General features: G+C 73.7%; 12 protein-coding genes. 7 read left to right on the top strand and 5 right to left on the bottom strand.

Going from position 1 to position 14664, the window contains the following annotated elements; genetic code table 11:
- Window positions 1-142: 142 nt before the first annotated feature.
- Both ACI2L3_RS14980 and ACI2L3_RS14975 read left to right on the top strand, forming a co-directional pair.
- Window positions 143-1519 (top strand): NAD(P)/FAD-dependent oxidoreductase, encoded by a 1377-nt coding sequence (locus ACI2L3_RS14980; RefSeq protein WP_404752782.1) that lies wholly within the window; start codon window positions 143-145, stop codon window positions 1517-1519.
- Window positions 1520-1641: 122 nt separating this feature from the next.
- Window positions 1642-5337 (top strand): ATP-binding cassette domain-containing protein, encoded by a 3696-nt coding sequence (locus ACI2L3_RS14975; RefSeq protein ID WP_404752781.1) that lies wholly within the window; start codon window positions 1642-1644, stop codon window positions 5335-5337.
- Window positions 5338-5405: 68 nt separating this feature from the next.
- On the opposite strand, the gene ACI2L3_RS14970 is transcribed toward ACI2L3_RS14975, so the two are convergent.
- The gene (locus tag ACI2L3_RS14970) at window positions 5406-6008 is read right to left on the bottom strand and encodes a hypothetical protein (protein WP_404752780.1); all 603 of its coding nucleotides are present in this window, start codon (window positions 6006-6008) and stop codon (window positions 5406-5408) included.
- Entirely contained in the window at window positions 6005-6655 is a 651-nt protein-coding gene (locus ACI2L3_RS14965; RefSeq protein ID WP_404752779.1) for a hypothetical protein, read from the bottom strand. Before ACI2L3_RS14965 ends, ACI2L3_RS14970 begins: the two co-directional genes overlap by 4 nt.
- Before the next feature lie 267 nt (window positions 6656-6922).
- Between ACI2L3_RS14965 and ACI2L3_RS14960 the strand changes: the two genes are divergently transcribed.
- Window positions 6923-8341: a helix-turn-helix domain-containing protein gene (locus tag ACI2L3_RS14960; RefSeq protein ID WP_404752778.1), complete on the top strand. Its 1419-nt coding sequence runs from the start codon at window positions 6923-6925 to the stop codon at window positions 8339-8341.
- 24 nt (window positions 8342-8365) lie between these two features.
- Here ACI2L3_RS14960 and ACI2L3_RS14955 read toward each other — a convergent pair whose 3' ends face one another.
- Window positions 8366-9004 (bottom strand): alpha-ketoglutarate-dependent dioxygenase AlkB, encoded by a 639-nt coding sequence (locus ACI2L3_RS14955; RefSeq protein ID WP_404752777.1) that lies wholly within the window; start codon window positions 9002-9004, stop codon window positions 8366-8368.
- Between the two features lie 99 nt (window positions 9005-9103).
- Entirely contained in the window at window positions 9104-9364 is a 261-nt protein-coding gene (locus tag ACI2L3_RS14950; protein WP_362989855.1) for a GlsB/YeaQ/YmgE family stress response membrane protein, read from the bottom strand.
- A 188-nt stretch (window positions 9365-9552) separates the two neighbouring features.
- Here ACI2L3_RS14950 and ACI2L3_RS14945 point away from each other — a divergent pair, with 188 nt between their 5' ends.
- The 4 genes from ACI2L3_RS14945 (at window position 9553) to ACI2L3_RS14930 (ending at window position 13795) form a co-directional block, all read left to right on the top strand.
- Window positions 9553-11598 carry a SpoIIE family protein phosphatase gene (locus ACI2L3_RS14945; RefSeq protein ID WP_404752776.1) on the top strand — a complete coding sequence of 682 codons (2046 nt, stop codon included), beginning with the start codon at window positions 9553-9555 and terminating at the stop codon, window positions 11596-11598.
- A 77-nt stretch (window positions 11599-11675) separates the two neighbouring features.
- The gene (locus ACI2L3_RS14940; protein WP_404752775.1) at window positions 11676-12032 is read left to right on the top strand and encodes a hypothetical protein; all 357 of its coding nucleotides are present in this window, start codon (window positions 11676-11678) and stop codon (window positions 12030-12032) included.
- Window positions 12033-12124: 92 nt separating this feature from the next.
- Window positions 12125-12724: a flavodoxin family protein gene (locus tag ACI2L3_RS14935; protein ID WP_404752774.1), complete on the top strand. Its 600-nt coding sequence runs from the start codon at window positions 12125-12127 to the stop codon at window positions 12722-12724.
- 102 nt (window positions 12725-12826) lie between these two features.
- Window positions 12827-13795 (top strand): phospholipase, encoded by a 969-nt coding sequence (locus ACI2L3_RS14930; protein WP_404752773.1) that lies wholly within the window; start codon window positions 12827-12829, stop codon window positions 13793-13795.
- A gap of 53 nt (window positions 13796-13848) precedes the next feature.
- On the opposite strand, the gene ACI2L3_RS14925 is transcribed toward ACI2L3_RS14930, so the two are convergent.
- Window positions 13849-14508, bottom strand: a complete 660-nt coding sequence (locus ACI2L3_RS14925) for a response regulator transcription factor (protein ID WP_404752772.1) — start codon at window positions 14506-14508, stop codon at window positions 13849-13851.
- Window positions 14509-14664: the final 156 nt, after the last annotated feature.

The following is a 14664-nucleotide window of genomic DNA, read 5'->3' as shown; positions in this document are numbered from 1 at the left end:
TACCCGGGATCTTCGGCGTAAGCCCCGGGGCGCCCGAATCCGTGGACGGCGTCTGCTTCCATGCGCTCCCGGGGCGGTCTTGTGCACCGTGGTCCCGTCCGGTGGAGTGGCGTGGACCCGAGCCGACAGGGATGGGACGACCATGACCAGGAACCAGCACAGCTCGCCGCCCGGGACCCGCTGGGGGCGGGCTGTCGTCGTCGGCGGGGGGTACGCGGGACTCGTGGTCGCGCGGGTCCTCGCCGACCACTTCTCCGAGGTGCTGGTCCTGGAGCGGGACCCGGTGCGGCCGGACACCGGAGTCCACCCCCACGCCCCGCAGGGCCACCACGCGCACGCGCTGCTCGCCCGGGGCAGTGAGGCGCTGGAAGGCCTCTTCCCTGGGCTCCGCGCGGAGCTCGCGGAGCTGGGCGCGCCCGTCTTCGACTACGGCGAACGCATCAACTTCCTGCTGCCCACCGGTTACGCCGCGGCCACCCGGACCGGCGTCCCCGTCCAGACCTGCACCCGCGAAGAGCTCGAACGGCGGCTGCGGCAGCGCGTGGCGGCCCTCCCCACCGTGCGCGTGCTCGCGGCGACCCGCTGCGAGACGGTGACCGCGAGCGCCCCCGGCCGCCTCGACCGGGTCCGCTACCGTCCCGAGGGCGCCGACGAGCCCACCGACGTCACCGCCGACCTGGTCGCCGACTGCTCGGGCCGCGCCACCTCCGTCGACCGCTGGCTCACCGACGCGGGCCTGCCCGTCTCCGCCAGGACGGTCATCAAAGCGAAGATCACCTACACCTCGGCGCTCTACGAACGCCCGCCGGACGACCGGCAGGACTTCGACGTCGCCTACCAGATGACCTTCGCGCCCGACGTCACGCGCGGCGGTGTGGTCCTCGCCGTGGAGCACCATCGCTGGATGTGCTCACTGCTCGGCTTCGACGGCCAGGCGCCGCCCACCGACGACGAGGGCTACCTCGACTTCGCCCACACCCTCGGCAACCCCCGCCTCGCCGAACAGATCAAGCGCGGTACCCGGCAGGGACCGATACACCGCTACACCAACCCCGGGAACGAGTGGCGCCTGCACCACAAGAACGCCCGCTGGCCCGAGCGGCTGATCGCGGTCGGCGACGCGCTCTGCCTGTTCAACCCGGCGTACGGGCAAGGGCTCACGGTCGCCGCGCTCGAAGCGGAGCTGCTCGGCCGGCTGCTGGGCCGCCGCCGGGCCGGGGCGGCCGGACTCGACGGACTCAGCCGCGCCTACCAGCGCGCGGCCGCCCGCGTCATCCAGGTCCCCTGGACCATGGCCACCACCTCCGACCTCATGTGGGCACCCGGCAGGCAACCGCTGCCCGCGCGCTTCGCCCACTGGTACAACCAGCAGGTGTTCGCCCTCGCCGTGCACGACCCGGACGTCTGGGCCCGCTTCGTGCGGGTCCTCAACATGACGGCCCCGCCCTCCCTGCTGTTCCGTCCGGCCGTGCTCGCCAAGGTGGTGCGCGGCGTCCTGAGGCGCCGCCGCGCACGCTGAGACGGGCCCCGACCGGGTCCCCGACCGGCGGTGTCCGGTCGGGGCCGGGACCGTCGCCCGGCCGCCCGCCTCCTCTGTGAGCATCGGGCCCCCAACGGTGGGGCGCGGTGGAGGAGGCCGGTATGCGGGTGTGGCAGGAGTGGGTAGCAGCGGTGCGGCTGCTGTGGCGGGCCGGTCCCCGGCACACGGCCGCGCTCGCCGGGACCGTGGTCTGCGAGGCCCTCGCGGGGCCGTTCGTCGTGGTCGCCACCGGGCACCTCGTGGGCGCGCTGCCCGGAGCGGTCGCGGCGGGCGCCGGGTCCGCCGAGGCCCGCCGCGTCCTGCTCGCCCTCACCTGGTTCGGCGCGCTGATCCTCGTACGCACGGGACTGCGCGCCCTGGACAGCGGGCTCGCCGCGGTGCTGCGGCTGCGCGCGGCCGGCGTGGTGGAGGACCGGGCCATCGCGGCGGGCAACGGACCGGACGGCATCGGACACCTCGAAGAGCCCGGCTACGCCGACACCCTCCGCCTCGCCACCGAGCCGGGCACCCGGCCCGACCAACTGGCCACGCTGCTCCCGGAGATCGTGCGGCCCAGGCTCGAAGGGCTCGGCCTCCTCGTCCTGCTGGCCCCCCTGGCCTGGTGGGCGCCGCCGCTGCTCGGACTCGCGGCGGTCCTGACCTACCGCTCCTACCTGCGCCTCGCGCGGAACGTGCACGGCAGCATGGAGGCGGCGAGCGCGGTGCTGCGCGGGGCGGGCTACCTGCGGTCCCTGGCCGTGGACCCCGAACCGGCCAAGGAGATACGGGTGTTCGGGCTCGGCGACTGGCTCGCCGACCGGATGACGGCCGTCTGGCGGTCGGGCATGGCCGGGGTCTGGGCCACCCGCGGCCGGGCCGCGCGGCGGGCGGGCGGCGCGGTGGGGTTCGTGGTCCTTGCGGAGGGCGCGGTCCTGGGATACGCGGCCTTCGCCGCCGCACGCGGCGACGTGGGGCTCACCCAGCTCGTGATCAGCGTCCAGGCGGCGCTCGCCGTGCCCGCGCTCGGCTGGGTCGGCGACGACGACCTGGTGGTGCGGGACGCGCTGCTTGGGCTGCGGTCGCTCGCCGCGCTGGAGCTGCGGGGCACCGCGGGCGACGACCGGAAGGCGGCCCTCGACGGCGGCGCTCCGGAAGTCCGCCGCGCCCTCGCCCTCGAATCCGTCGACTTCACCTACCCCGGCACGGCCGAACCCGTCCTCCGCGGGCTCGACCTGGAGATCCCGGCCGGCACCTCCGTGGCGCTCGTCGGGGCGAACGGCTCCGGCAAGACGACCCTGATCAAACTCCTCGCGCGGCTGTACGAGCCGGACGCGGGCCGTGTGACGGCGGACGGCACGGACATACGGGAGTACGACGCCCGGCAGTGGCGCCGCGGCATCTCCGTCGTCTTCCAGGACTTCGTGAAGTACCCGCTGACGCTGCGCGAGAACGTGGCGATCGGCGCCCCGGACTCCGGCTGCGACCCGCACGAACCGGAGCGCGCCCTGGAACTGGCCGACGGCGCCGAGCTGCTCCGTACGCTCCCGGCGGGCTGGGACACCGTGCTCTCCCGGCAGTTCGCGGGCGGCGCCGACCTGTCCGCCGGCCAGTGGCAGCGGGTCGCGCTCGCCCGCGCGCTCCTCGCCGCACGCTCGGGCGCCGTACTCGTCCTCGACGAACCCACCGCGCACCTCGACGCCCGCGCGGAGGCGGCCTTCTTCGACCGGTTCCTGACGGTCAGCCGGGGCGCCACCACGATCCTGGTGTCGCACCGCTTCTCCGGCGTACGCAAGGCCGGCCTCATCCACGTCCTGGACGGCGGACGGATCGTCGAGAGCGGCACCCACGACGCCCTCATGGCGCTCGACGGCAAGTACGCGCGGATGTACCGGCTCCAGGCCGATCGATTCGCCGACGGCGGGACGGAAGAGTACGCCTCGGACGCGGCGCCTGCGGAGGGCGCCGACGACACACGGCCGCCGAGGCGCGAGACACCGACGGGCCCCGCCGAGGCAGACGTGCCTGAGGTCCCCGAACGCGGCGCGCGCGGAGTCCTCGCCGCACTGCGCACCCTGGTCGTCGGCTCCTTCCGGGAGTCCTGGAAACTGGCCGTCCTCGGGCTGTTCCTCGTGCCCGCCGCGGCCGGACTCGCCGCCCTGCAAGCCCTGTGGCTGAGGTCCCTGGCCGAGGGCGCGCACCAACGGGTCCTGGAGACCACGCTGTCGGCGGCGCTCCTGCTCGTGGTGAGCCTCGGCGTGTGGGAGGCGGTCGAACTGGCGGCCGTCGGGGCGAGGATCGGGCTCAGTGAGCGGGTGGGCTTCGCCTTCGACCGGCTGCTCGCCCGGCTCGCCGCGGGCATCCCCGGACTTCGCCACCAGGAGTCGCCCGCGTTCCAGGACCGGCTCCACCTGCTGCGCGACCGCACCCTGGCCATGGGCGCGCTGCTCAACTGGGTGCTCAACCTGCTCGAACAGCTCGGCGGCTTCCTGGTGACCGCCGTGCTCCTCGCCACCGTCCACCCCGCCCTCCTCGTACTGCCGCTCATCGGGCTGCTCGCCATGCGTCTGCAGATCTCCGCGCGCGGCGTCATCGCCCGCGCCCAGGACGCCACGGCGGCCGACTACCGCCTCGCCGCGCGCCTCGCCGACCTGGCCACGTCACCGGCGGCCGGAAAGGAGCTGCGCGTCTACGGAGCGGGGCCGGAACTCCGCTCCAGGGTGAGCGCGTTGCGCCGCCGCGCCGACCGCGTGAAGACCCGGGCCCAGTGGCGGGTCACCGCGATCGGCGCCGCCGCCGGACTGCTCAACTCACTGGGCCTGCTCGGCGCGGTCGCCTTCGTCGCGCACCTCGCGGTGACGGGCCGCACCGGCCTCGGAGCCGTACTGCTCGCCGTCGTCCTGGCCGGCCGGTTCACCGGTCACGTCGTCGGACTCGTGCAGGCCACCGGGGCCGTCGTCGAACTCCTCCAGAGCGCCGAACGGCTGCGCTGGCTCCAGGCGTACGCGGAGCAGGCGAGCCCCGCGCCCACGGCGGCCGTGCCGTCGGCGCTGCGGCAGGGCATCGCCGTCGAGGGAGTCTCCTTCCGCTACCCCGGGACCGCGGCGGCCGCGCTGCGCGACGTCGAACTGCGGCTGCCCGCCGGGGGAGTGGTGGCCCTGGTCGGCGAGAACGGCTCGGGCAAGACCACGCTGGTCAAGCTGTTGTGCCGGATGTACGAACCGACCCTCGGCCACATCACGGTCGACGGCACCCGGCTCGGCGAGCTGGCCCCGGAGCGGTGGCGCGAGCGGCTCGGCGCCGCGTTCGAGGACTTCGTACGGTTCGAGTTCACCGTCCGCGAGACGGTCGGTGTCGGAGATCTGCCGCGGATCGCGGACCCGCGCGCGGTCACCGCGGCTCTGCGCCGGGCCGGCGCCGCCGACCTGCCGGGCTCGCTCCCGGGCGGCCTCGGCACCCGCCTCGGCAGCCGCTGGGAGAGCGGAACCGACCTGTCGACGGGCCAGTGGCAGAAGCTGGCCGTCGCCAGGGCCCTGATGCGTCCGGCACCCCTGCTGCGCATCCTGGACGAGCCGACCGCGTCCCTGGACGCGGAGACCGAACACCTCATCTTCCAGCGGTACATCGAGGCCGCGCGCCACCCCCGCTCGGGCACGGTCACCCTGCTGGTCTCACACCGCTTCTCGACCGTGCGCGGCGCCGACCTCATCGTCGTCCTCGACCAGGGGCGGGTCGCCGAGACCGGCAGCCACGAGGAACTGCTGGCGCGGCGCGGCCGCTACGCGCGGATGTACGACCTCCAGGCCCGCGCCTACCGGTGACGGCACACGGAAGGAGCGCCGGCCCCCCGGGCCGGCGCTCCCCGCTTTCCGGTGTCTTTCCTGTGTCCTTACGCGGCGGCGCCCAGCGGCACCAGCCACGCCGGGTCCCTGGGCTCCACCTTGTTGGCGAAGGCCACGAACTGGGCGTACGCGGCCAGGTCGGCCATCGCGGACTGGATCCGCAGCAGCGCGGTGTCCGACTCCGGGCCGTCGGCCCGCTTCAGCCACTCACTGACGAGCGTCGCCACGGCGACGGTGCGCTCCCGCATGTCGTGGCAGATGCCGACGGGGCCACCCGTCGCGGCCTGCCGGGCGAACGCCTGCCACAGCTCGGCCGCGTGCGGCACCTGGCCGAGGCCGAGGCCCGAACGGTAGAGCCGCTCGTAGTCGAGCCTGCGGTACCAGGCGGCCGTCTCCTCGGTGAGGGTGCCCGTCGCCAGGATGCCGGCCACGTCGGCCAGCATCCGGACGGCGTTGGCCAGCCGGTCCCGCGCCGCCGCGGCGTACACCACGGCACCGGCCGTCCCGTCGCCGTGCTCGGCGAGTTCGAGCGCCCGGCACAGCTCGCTGCCGGCCGCGTTCAGTTCGGTGCCCGCGGTCCGCGCGAGACGCTTCTTGTCGCGCAGGTCCTCCTCGCTGAGGCTGAGGGCCTTGTTGCAGACTGCGCTCATGTCCGGTCGCTCCTTCCGTTTCCGGCGCCGGCCACGGCGCTGGGGGTCATGCCGAGGATGTTGATGACGGCCAGCGCCTGACCGTAGATCCGGATGCGGTCGAAGGCGCTGAGGAACTGCCAGGCCAGGCGCTGCCAGTCGGCGGGACGGGCATCCGCGGCCAGCGCCGCGAAACCGTCGAGGTCCACCGAGAACCCGGTCAGCTCGGTGACGAAGTGGCCGTACGCCGCCTCGTCCCCGCCCGATTCGTAGCGCAGCGCGACAGCCTCGATGCCGGCCTCGTCCAGCTGGACCAGGTCCGTCTCACGGGCGACGCCGAGCGTCTCGCGCACCGGGGCGGTCCCGCCGCCCGCGACCCGCAGCCGCTCGTCGTGGACCGGGTAGAAGCCCAGCTCCTGGGCGACGCGGTGCGAGGTGCGGTACTCCACCAGCGCGGCCCGGACGGCCGCGGCGGCGCAGCGTACCCGCAGAGCGGCCTGGCGCGCGTCGTTCAGCTCCAGGTCGGCGTGCATCAGGTGCAGTTCGCTGCCCGCCCGCATGAAGTGGGCCGAACCCGTGGCGATGGGGCCGTCCACGCGCTCGTAGAGGGACTGTTCGGCGATGCTGCCGTCCGGCAGGCCGGGTGCTTTGTTGCAGACCCTGCTCATATAGGTCGAGTCTCCTTCGATCTCCGATGTCGGTCGTGCGGTGTTCGACGCCCGGTGCGGCCTCCGAAGGGAAACCGCGGCAAACCGGCGGGTGGAATTCCACGAATGCCGTGGTGACGGCCGACGCGGTGCCCGGTCGCCGGGACGCGGGGTCCGAGCGGTAGCTGGATGCTCGCAACGCGTTCCTGGAGCGACCCGCGAAATCGGGCACCACCGGACACATCCGGATGGTCTCGGCCAGGCGACGGCCACAGGGGGACGTGCAGCGTGACGGGGGCGACGAGGGTGACAGGAGCGGCGGGGCACCCGCCGGACGGGGAACCGAGGGAGAGTGCGGCGGGCGTCGGCCCGATCGACACCGTGGACACGGCCGACGCGCTGGCCGCGCTGCTGCGCCAGCTCCGCAGAAGGGCCGCACGCAGGAACGGCGGCGCGCAACTCACCTACCGCCAGCTGTCGGCGCGCACGGGCTGGGCGCACGGGGTGATCGGCGACTACTTCGCGGGCAAGACCCTGCCGCCGACGGACCGCTTCGACACCCTGGTCCAGCTGCTCGGCGCCACCGGCCGCGAGCTGCGGCTCCTTGCGACGGCCCGCGACCGGGTGGAGGAGGCGCGCCGCTCCCGCGCGAGCGCGGGAAGCCGCCCGGGACCGCCCGGCGCGGACGGCGCCTGCGCCGCGCCGCCCGTGCCCCGCCAGCTGCCGCCGGACATCCCCGAACTCCTCGGGCGCGGCGGCGAGCTGGCGGTCCTCGACGTGCTGCGTCCGGGGCCGCGGGGCAGCGGGCCCGTCGTGGTCGCGCTCGACGGTCCCGGGGGCGTCGGCAAGTCGGCGCTCGCCGTGCACGCGGCCCACCGGCTCGGCGAGCGGTTCCCCGACGGCCAGCTCTACGCCGACCTTCGGGGCTCACACCGCGACGAGCGACCCGTGCCGCCGGCCGTCGTCCTGAGGCGGTTCCTCGGCGCGCTGGGCGCGCCGCGGCCGTTCACGGGCAGCGCGGCGGACGCGGCCGCGGCCTACCGCACCCTGCTCACCGAACGGCGGGTGCTGATCGTCCTCGACAACGCGGTGGACGCGGCCCAGGTGCGGCCGCTGCTGCCCGCCGCGCACGGCTGCGCCGTGCTCGTGACCAGCCTCGGCGTCCTCGCCACCCTGAACGGCGCGGCCCACCTCCACCTCGCGCCGCTGCCGCCCCCGGCGTCCGTCGCGGTGCTCGGCCTCTGGGCGGGCCCGGGGCGGCTCGCCGCCGAACACGGCGCCGCCGAGTCGATCGCGCGGCACTGCGGTCATCTGCCCCTGGCCCTGCGCATCGCGGGCGCCCGCCTCGCGGCGCGCCCCCGGTGGCCGGTGCGGGAGCTCGCCGACCGGCTCGCCGACCCCGCGCGCCGCCTGGCGGAGCTGTCCTTCGCGGACCTGGACATGCACGCGGCCCTGGCGGCGGGCCACCGGGATCTGCTGGCGCGCGGCTCCACCGGCCGGGCGGCGGCACTGGCGCTTCCCCTGCTGGCCGCGGGGCAGGGCGAGTTGACGGTGGCGGGGGCGGCGGCGACGACCGGCGGGGCGGTGTCGGCGACCGAGGTGATCCTGGAGCAGCTGGTCGACGTGCAGCTCCTGGAGTCCCGCGCCCCGGGCCGCTACCGCTTCCACCCGCTCACGCGGCTGTTCGCGCTGCGGTCGGCGTGCTGACCCGGACGTACCGGTACCGGTACGTCAGCGCACTCCGTGCGGCCGGAACTGGATGCTGATGCGTCCGCCGGTCGCGCGGGCCGACTTGGGGACGGCGTGCTCCCAGGTGCGCTGGCAGGAGCCGCCCATCACGATGAGGTCGCCGTGTCCGAGCGGGTGCCGGACGGTCCGGCCGCCGCGGCGCGGGCGCAGCAGCAGGTCGCGGGGCGCGCCGACGGAGAGGATGGCGACCATCGTGTTCTCCCGGGCGCCCCGGCCGATGCGGTCGCCGTGCCAGGCCACGCTGTCGCGCCCGTCGCGGTAGTGGCAGAGGCCGGCCGTCGTGAACGGTTCGCCGAGCTCGGCGGCGTAGTGCGCGGAGAGGGCCTGCCGGGCCTCGTCGAGCACGGCGTGGGGGAGCGGGTCGGCGGCGCCGTAGAAGGCGAGGAGGCGCGGTACGTCCACCACCCTCTCGTACATCTGACGGCGTTCGGCCTTCCACGGGACGTCCGTGGCCAGCCGTTCGAACAGGACGTCGGCGCCGCTGAGCCAGCCCGGCAGGAGGTCGAGCCACGCTCCGTCGCCGAGGACCGTACGGCGGATGCCGTCCAGGGAACCCAGCCGCACGTCGTCGCTCTGGTCGAAGAGCGATCCCTGGAGCTGGTGCGTTGCCGTGCGTTCCATGCGTTCACTGTACCCCGTGAATCGAACGCATGAGCTAATGCACACAGCGCGGGAGCGCGCGCCCCGACAGGGCGCGCGCTCCCGGGATGACGGCCGTGCTCACCGCTTCCCGGTGACCAGGCGGTAGGCGAACAGAACGATCACCGAGCCGACGACGGCGGCGATCCAGGTCGACAGATGGAAGAACCCGTTGATCGAGTGGACGCCGAAGATCACCTTGCCCAGCCAGCCGCCCAGCAGGCCGCCCACGATGCCGATCAACATGGTCACCAAGCAGCCTCCCGGGTCCTTGCCGGGAGTGAGGGCCTTGGCGATGGCCCCCGCGATGAGACCGATCAGGATCCAGGCGATGATGCCCACGAGCACGTTCCTTTCCTTGTGCGCCGGTCGGCTCTGGATCTCCAGGCCGACACAGATCGAATGTCCCTTCGAGAGCGGCTCACACAGGACCAAGGTCATGTTTGGCGGGGACCAAAGGCAGGGCCCGCCCCGGCAGGCGGGCGGCGCGCCCGGCGCATAGGGTGGCCGAGCGGCATACGGAGACAGCCATGACGTCAGCCAAGAAGCCACCCGTCGATCTGGAACAGCGCCTGCTCCTGACCGGTGCGGGCAGCTTCGACTGGGACCTGGTCAGCGGTGAGCTCAGCCTCGACGCCGGCTCCCTCGCGGTCCTCGACCTGCGGCCCGACGAATTCAACGGCCGCGTCGCCTCACTGCAGGGACGCCTTCCCCCCGAAGAGGCCGTACGCATCAACTACGCGGTGACGCGGGCCGTCGCCACCGGCAAGGACCTCTACGGCGTCTACTTCCGCGCCCGGCACCGGGACGGCTCGATCCACCTCAGCCACGCCCGGGGCCGCATCCTGCGCGACGGCGCAGGGCGGGCCGTGCGCGTGCACGGCATCCTGCGGACGGCCACGGACGACGGGGCGCAACTCGCCGCCATCGACCCCAGGGAAGAACGGCGCCAGGGCATCGCCCTGATGGTGCAGGGCACCACGGAGGCCCTCTCGCGGGCCGTCACCGTCGACGACGTCGTCACCGTGCTGTCCGGCGCCACCGGCCTCGACCGGTTCGCCGCCGACGGCCTCGTCCTCGGCCTGGTCGAGGGGGACAACCTGAAGCTGATCGCCCTGGTCGGCCAGACGATGCAGGCACTCGACGAACTCAAGCTGCACAAGTTCGACCAGTCGCTGCCGCTGGTCGAGGCCGTCATGACCCGCCAGCCGCGCTTCGTCGGCTCGCTGCCCGACATCGCGCGGCACTTCACCCACCTGCGGCCGTACGTGGAGCACATGAAACTGGACTCGGCCGCCTTCCTGCCGCTGGTCGCGCAGGACCGCGCCATCGGCGGACTCGCCCTCTTCTACCGCGGCCGGAAGGACTTCACCGACGCCGACCGCAACCTCTGCATCGGCCTGTCCGGGATCGTCGCCCAGTCGCTGCAGCGCGCCATGCTCTTCGACGAGGAACGCGACCTGGCCAAGAGCCTGCAGGCCACGATGTTGCCGCGCGGCATCCCCGCCGTCCCGGACTCCGAGGTCGCCGTCCGCTACCACGCCGCCTGGGGCGGCCGCGAGGTCGGCGGCGACTTCTACGATGTCGTCACCCTGCCCCGCGGACGCATCGGCCTGGTCGTCGGCGACGTCCAGGGCCACGACACGCACGCCGCCGCCATCATGGGGCAGCTCCGCATCGCCCTGCGGGCCTTCGCAGGCGAGGGACACCCGCCCGGCACCGTGCTGTCCCGCGCCTCCCGCTTCCTGGCCGAGCTGGACACCGAGCGGTTCGCCACCTGCACCTACGCCCAGTTCGACCCCGTCACCGGCATCGTGCGCGCCGTACGGGCCGGACATCTGCCGCCGCTCGTGCGGCACGTGGACGGCAGGGTGGGCGTGCCACGGGTCGCCGGCGGGCTTCCGCTGGGCCTCGCCACCGACTTCGGCATGGAGGACTACCCCGAGGTGCGCCTCGACCTCGTGCCGGGCGAGACCATGGTGCTCTGCACGGACGGCCTCGTCGAGGACCCCGCCCTCGACCTCGACACCGGCATGCGCAACCTCGCCGAGGTGATGCGCACCGGCCCCGAGTCGGCCGAGGACCTCGCGGACCACCTCTCCCGCGTCCTGTGGGAGAGGTGGGGCACCAGCGACGACGTGGCGCTCCTGGTCCTGCGCCGGCTCCCCGACCCGGGCACGCCCCAGGAACCGCGCATCCACCGGTACGTCCACCAGGCCGACCCCGAAGGACTCGCCGACGCGCGCGCCGCACTGCGCGAACACCTCGCGGCCTGGGGCTTCGGCGAGGTCGCCGACGACGTCGAGGTAGCGGCGGGCGAACTCCTCGTCAACGCCCTGGTCCACACCGACGCCGGCGCCATCCTCACCCTCGAGGTCCTCTCCGGCCCGCCGCGCCGGGTCCGTCTCTCGGTGCGCGACCGCTCAAGCGACCGGCCCCGCAAGAGGTCCCCCGGTGAGACCGCCACCTCCGGCCGCGGCCTGCTCCTGGTCGAGGCGGTCGCATCCCGCTGGGGAGTCGAGCCGCGCGGCGAGGGCAAGGCCGTCTGGTGCGACTTCGCCGCACCGGAGCCTTGACCACCCCGCGCCGGCGGGCCGGCGAGGTGTGCCTTCGGTCCCCGTCCGCCGGCTCTCCTGCGTCTAGGCTTCGCCGTATGGAGCAGCGCGAGATCATTCAACGAGTCGTCGGGATCCTGACCGAGTCGCTCGAGATGCGCCGGCAGGTACGCGAGAACCCGGACGGGGAGATCGAGAACAGCGGCGCGGTCGGTGCGATGCTCGAGGAGATGCTGCCGCGCATCGAACTCCCCGCCGAAGCCACCCCCATCGAGGTCGCCGCGGTGGTGGGCCAGGAACTGGGGCCCGTCATCGAACAGATCACGTCCGCCTTCGCCTTCTCCTTCGCACAGCTCGCCGAGGTCCACGACGAGGGACGCACCGACGTCTCGTCGGCGGATGTGCTGAGGTCCATCGCCCTGCACTTCGAGAGCGAGGAGGCGGAGGAGGAGTAGGAACCGCACGCCCGGCACCGTCGGCGTGCATCACGGGGACCGTCCCGGGTACGCGGGGTGATCCCGAAGCCACTTCACAGAAGGAAATGCCGATGCGTGCCCTTTCCCTCGTCTGCACCCTCAACGCGTCCCCCGAGCCGTCCAGCAGCCAGCTGCTCTCGGACCAGGTGCTGCGCGAGCTCGAGAAGCTCGACGTGGCCACCGAGACCGTCCGCGTGGCCGACCACAACGTGCTCCCCGGCGTCGCCGTCGACCTGGGCGGTGACGACGCCTGGCCACAGCTGCGGGAGAAGGTCCTGCAGGCCGACATCCTCCTGCTCGCCACCCCCATCTGGCTGGGCCACCCCTCCAGCATCTGCCAGCGCGTCCTCGAACGGCTCAACGCGGAGCAGTCGGAGACCGACGACCAGGGGCGGCCGTTCACTTTCGGAAAGGTCGCCGTGGTGGCCGTCGTCGGCAACGAGGACGGGGCCCACAAGGTCAGCGCCGACACGTTCCAGGGGCTCAACGACATCGGCTTCTCGCTGGCCCCCAACGCCGTCACCTACTGGGTCGGCGAGGCGCAGCACGGCACCGACTACAAGGACCTCGAAGCCACTCCCGAGCAGGTCGCCGAGACCACCCGCACGCTCGCCGCCAACGCGGTGCACCTCGCCCGGCTGCTCAACGACAACCCCTATCCGGCCGTCTGACCCCGCGTCGGCGGCGGTGTTTCGCCTGTTCAGCGGTGGGCAGGTGCGGCAGCTGAGAGGTGCGCCCGGTCCGTGCGCACCGAACGGATGGGGAGAACGACCGTGATACAGCGAGCCCGCGCCCGCTCGACCGCCCGAGCCGCCACCTTCACCGCCGCCTGCGGCGCGCTGGTGCTGGGCCTGACCGCCCCGACGGCCGCCGCGGAGAGCACCGAGCGGCCCGTCTGGGCGATAGCGCACCGGGTACTGACCGTCGACGGCGTCGACAAGGCGCTCGACCACGGGGCCAACGCGGTGGAGATCGACGCCACCGCCTGGAAGAAGGGCTGGTGGGCCGATCACGACGGGCTGCCCACCAGCGCCGGCGACACCATGGCGGCGATGTTCGACCGGATCGCCGAGCAGCGCCGGGCGGGCAAGAACATCGGGTTCGTCTGGCTGGACCTCAAGAACCCCGACTACTGCGACAGCAACGACCCGAAGTGGCGCCATTGCTCGGTCGCCGCCCTGCGCGACCTGGCCCGCACCAAGCTGGAGAGTGCCGGGGTGCGGGTCCTCTACGGCTTCTACGGAACCGCGGGCGGCACCGGCTGGAAGGACGTCAGCCGCGGCCTCACCGACCTCGAAGGCGTCGACATCAGCGGTGACTCCGAAGAGGTCCAGCGCCAGTACGGCGAGTTCGGCGGGACCATCGCCCACAACCAACGCGTCATGGACAAGGGCCTCTTCAACCTCAACCTGCCGACCGTCCTCCCCAAGGTGCGGGAGCAGCTCCGGCTCGGCTCGCAGGCGCGGGACCGCGGGGAGCTGGCGCGGGTCTTCGGCTGGACGACCGCGGCGGGCGACGCCGACGCGACACGACGTCTGCTGGAGGAGTCGGGCGGCAACGCCGACGGGCTGATCTACGGCCACCGGGCCTCCTGCTACCCCGACGGCAACACGGGCACCGACGGCTGCGGCAAGGACGAGTCGCACGCGAAGGAAGCTCTCGCCCACATCCAGGCGTTCGTCCAGGACCACGGCGACACCCGCCGCATGGCTACCACCGACGATGTCCCCTTCGGCAACTGACTGCCTGATCGGGCAACTCGTCTGCCCAGTGGTGAGCGCGATGGCCCTGAGATTCAGATGTAGCCCTCACGCAGGGCGTACGCCACCACGTGCGCCCGGTTGCGCAGGTGCAGGCGGGTGGTCAGGCCGTACATCACGTTCTTGACGGTGCGTTCGGAGTACGACAGCTTCAGGGCGATCTCCGAGGTGTCGAACCCCTCGGCCACCAGCCGCACCACGTCCGTCTCGCGCTGGGTGAAGCCCGAGAAGAACCCCGGCTCATCGGCGCCGCCCCGGTGCATGCGCCGCACCTGGCCGATGAGCTGCCCCAGGAGGTCGGCGGGCAGGTCGCCGCCTCCCCCGGCCGCGGTCAGCACCGCCTGCACCAGGCGCTGGGCGGTGGCCTCACGACGCCAGACGACGGCTTTGACGCCGCACTCGATGACGTCGATGAGCTCGTGCTCGCGGAGGGCGCCCGTGACGAGCACGGCACGCGCGCCCTCGCTGCGCACGGTGCGTCTCAGCCGGGCGAGCGCCGTCTCGTCGAGGGCGTCCTCGACGAGCAGGGCGACCGTCGCGGGCCCGGAGTCGCCGCACAGTTCGATCTCGGGGTGCCGGCGCAGCTGACCGAGGACTCCGGCGCGGCTGATGGGGTCGGGGGCGGTGACGGCGACCCGCACCCGGTTCACCTTCGGCACGGCCGCCGTCGTCGGTACGGAGACTGGTGTGGACACGCGATCTTCCTCGCTTCCGCGCCGGGGGGGGGGGGGGGCGGCCCGGCCCGGCGGGGGCGGGGGGGGGGGGGGGGGGGGGGGGGGGGGGGGGGGGGTGTGGTGGGGGGGGGGGGGGGGGGGGGGGGGGGGGGGGGGGGGGGGGGGGGGGGGGGGTGG

The organism is Streptomyces sp. NPDC029674 (genome assembly GCF_044903205.1).
GTDB lineage: Bacteria > Actinomycetota > Actinomycetes > Streptomycetales > Streptomycetaceae > Streptomyces.
The sequence above is the reverse complement of the archived record's forward strand: the minus strand, read 5'-3'. Positions and strand labels throughout refer to the sequence as shown.

Excerpts from the sequence above, each read along its gene's own strand:
- ACI2L3_RS14980 (WP_404752782.1), top strand. The coding sequence starts at position 143 with ATGACCAGGAACCAGCACAGCTCGCCGCCCGGGACCCGCTGGGGGCGG.
- ACI2L3_RS14975 (WP_404752781.1), top strand. The coding sequence starts at position 1,642 with ATGCGGGTGTGGCAGGAGTGGGTAGCAGCGGTGCGGCTGCTGTGGCGG.
- ACI2L3_RS14970 (WP_404752780.1), bottom strand. The coding sequence starts at position 6,008 with ATGAGCGCAGTCTGCAACAAGGCCCTCAGCCTCAGCGAGGAGGACCTG.
- ACI2L3_RS14965 (WP_404752779.1), bottom strand. The coding sequence starts at position 6,655 with ATGAGCAGGGTCTGCAACAAAGCACCCGGCCTGCCGGACGGCAGCATC.
- ACI2L3_RS14955 (WP_404752777.1), bottom strand. The coding sequence starts at position 9,004 with ATGGAACGCACGGCAACGCACCAGCTCCAGGGATCGCTCTTCGACCAG.
- ACI2L3_RS14945 (WP_404752776.1), top strand. The coding sequence starts at position 9,553 with ATGACGTCAGCCAAGAAGCCACCCGTCGATCTGGAACAGCGCCTGCTC.
- ACI2L3_RS14940 (WP_404752775.1), top strand. The coding sequence starts at position 11,676 with ATGGAGCAGCGCGAGATCATTCAACGAGTCGTCGGGATCCTGACCGAG.
- ACI2L3_RS14935 (WP_404752774.1), top strand. The coding sequence starts at position 12,125 with ATGCGTGCCCTTTCCCTCGTCTGCACCCTCAACGCGTCCCCCGAGCCG.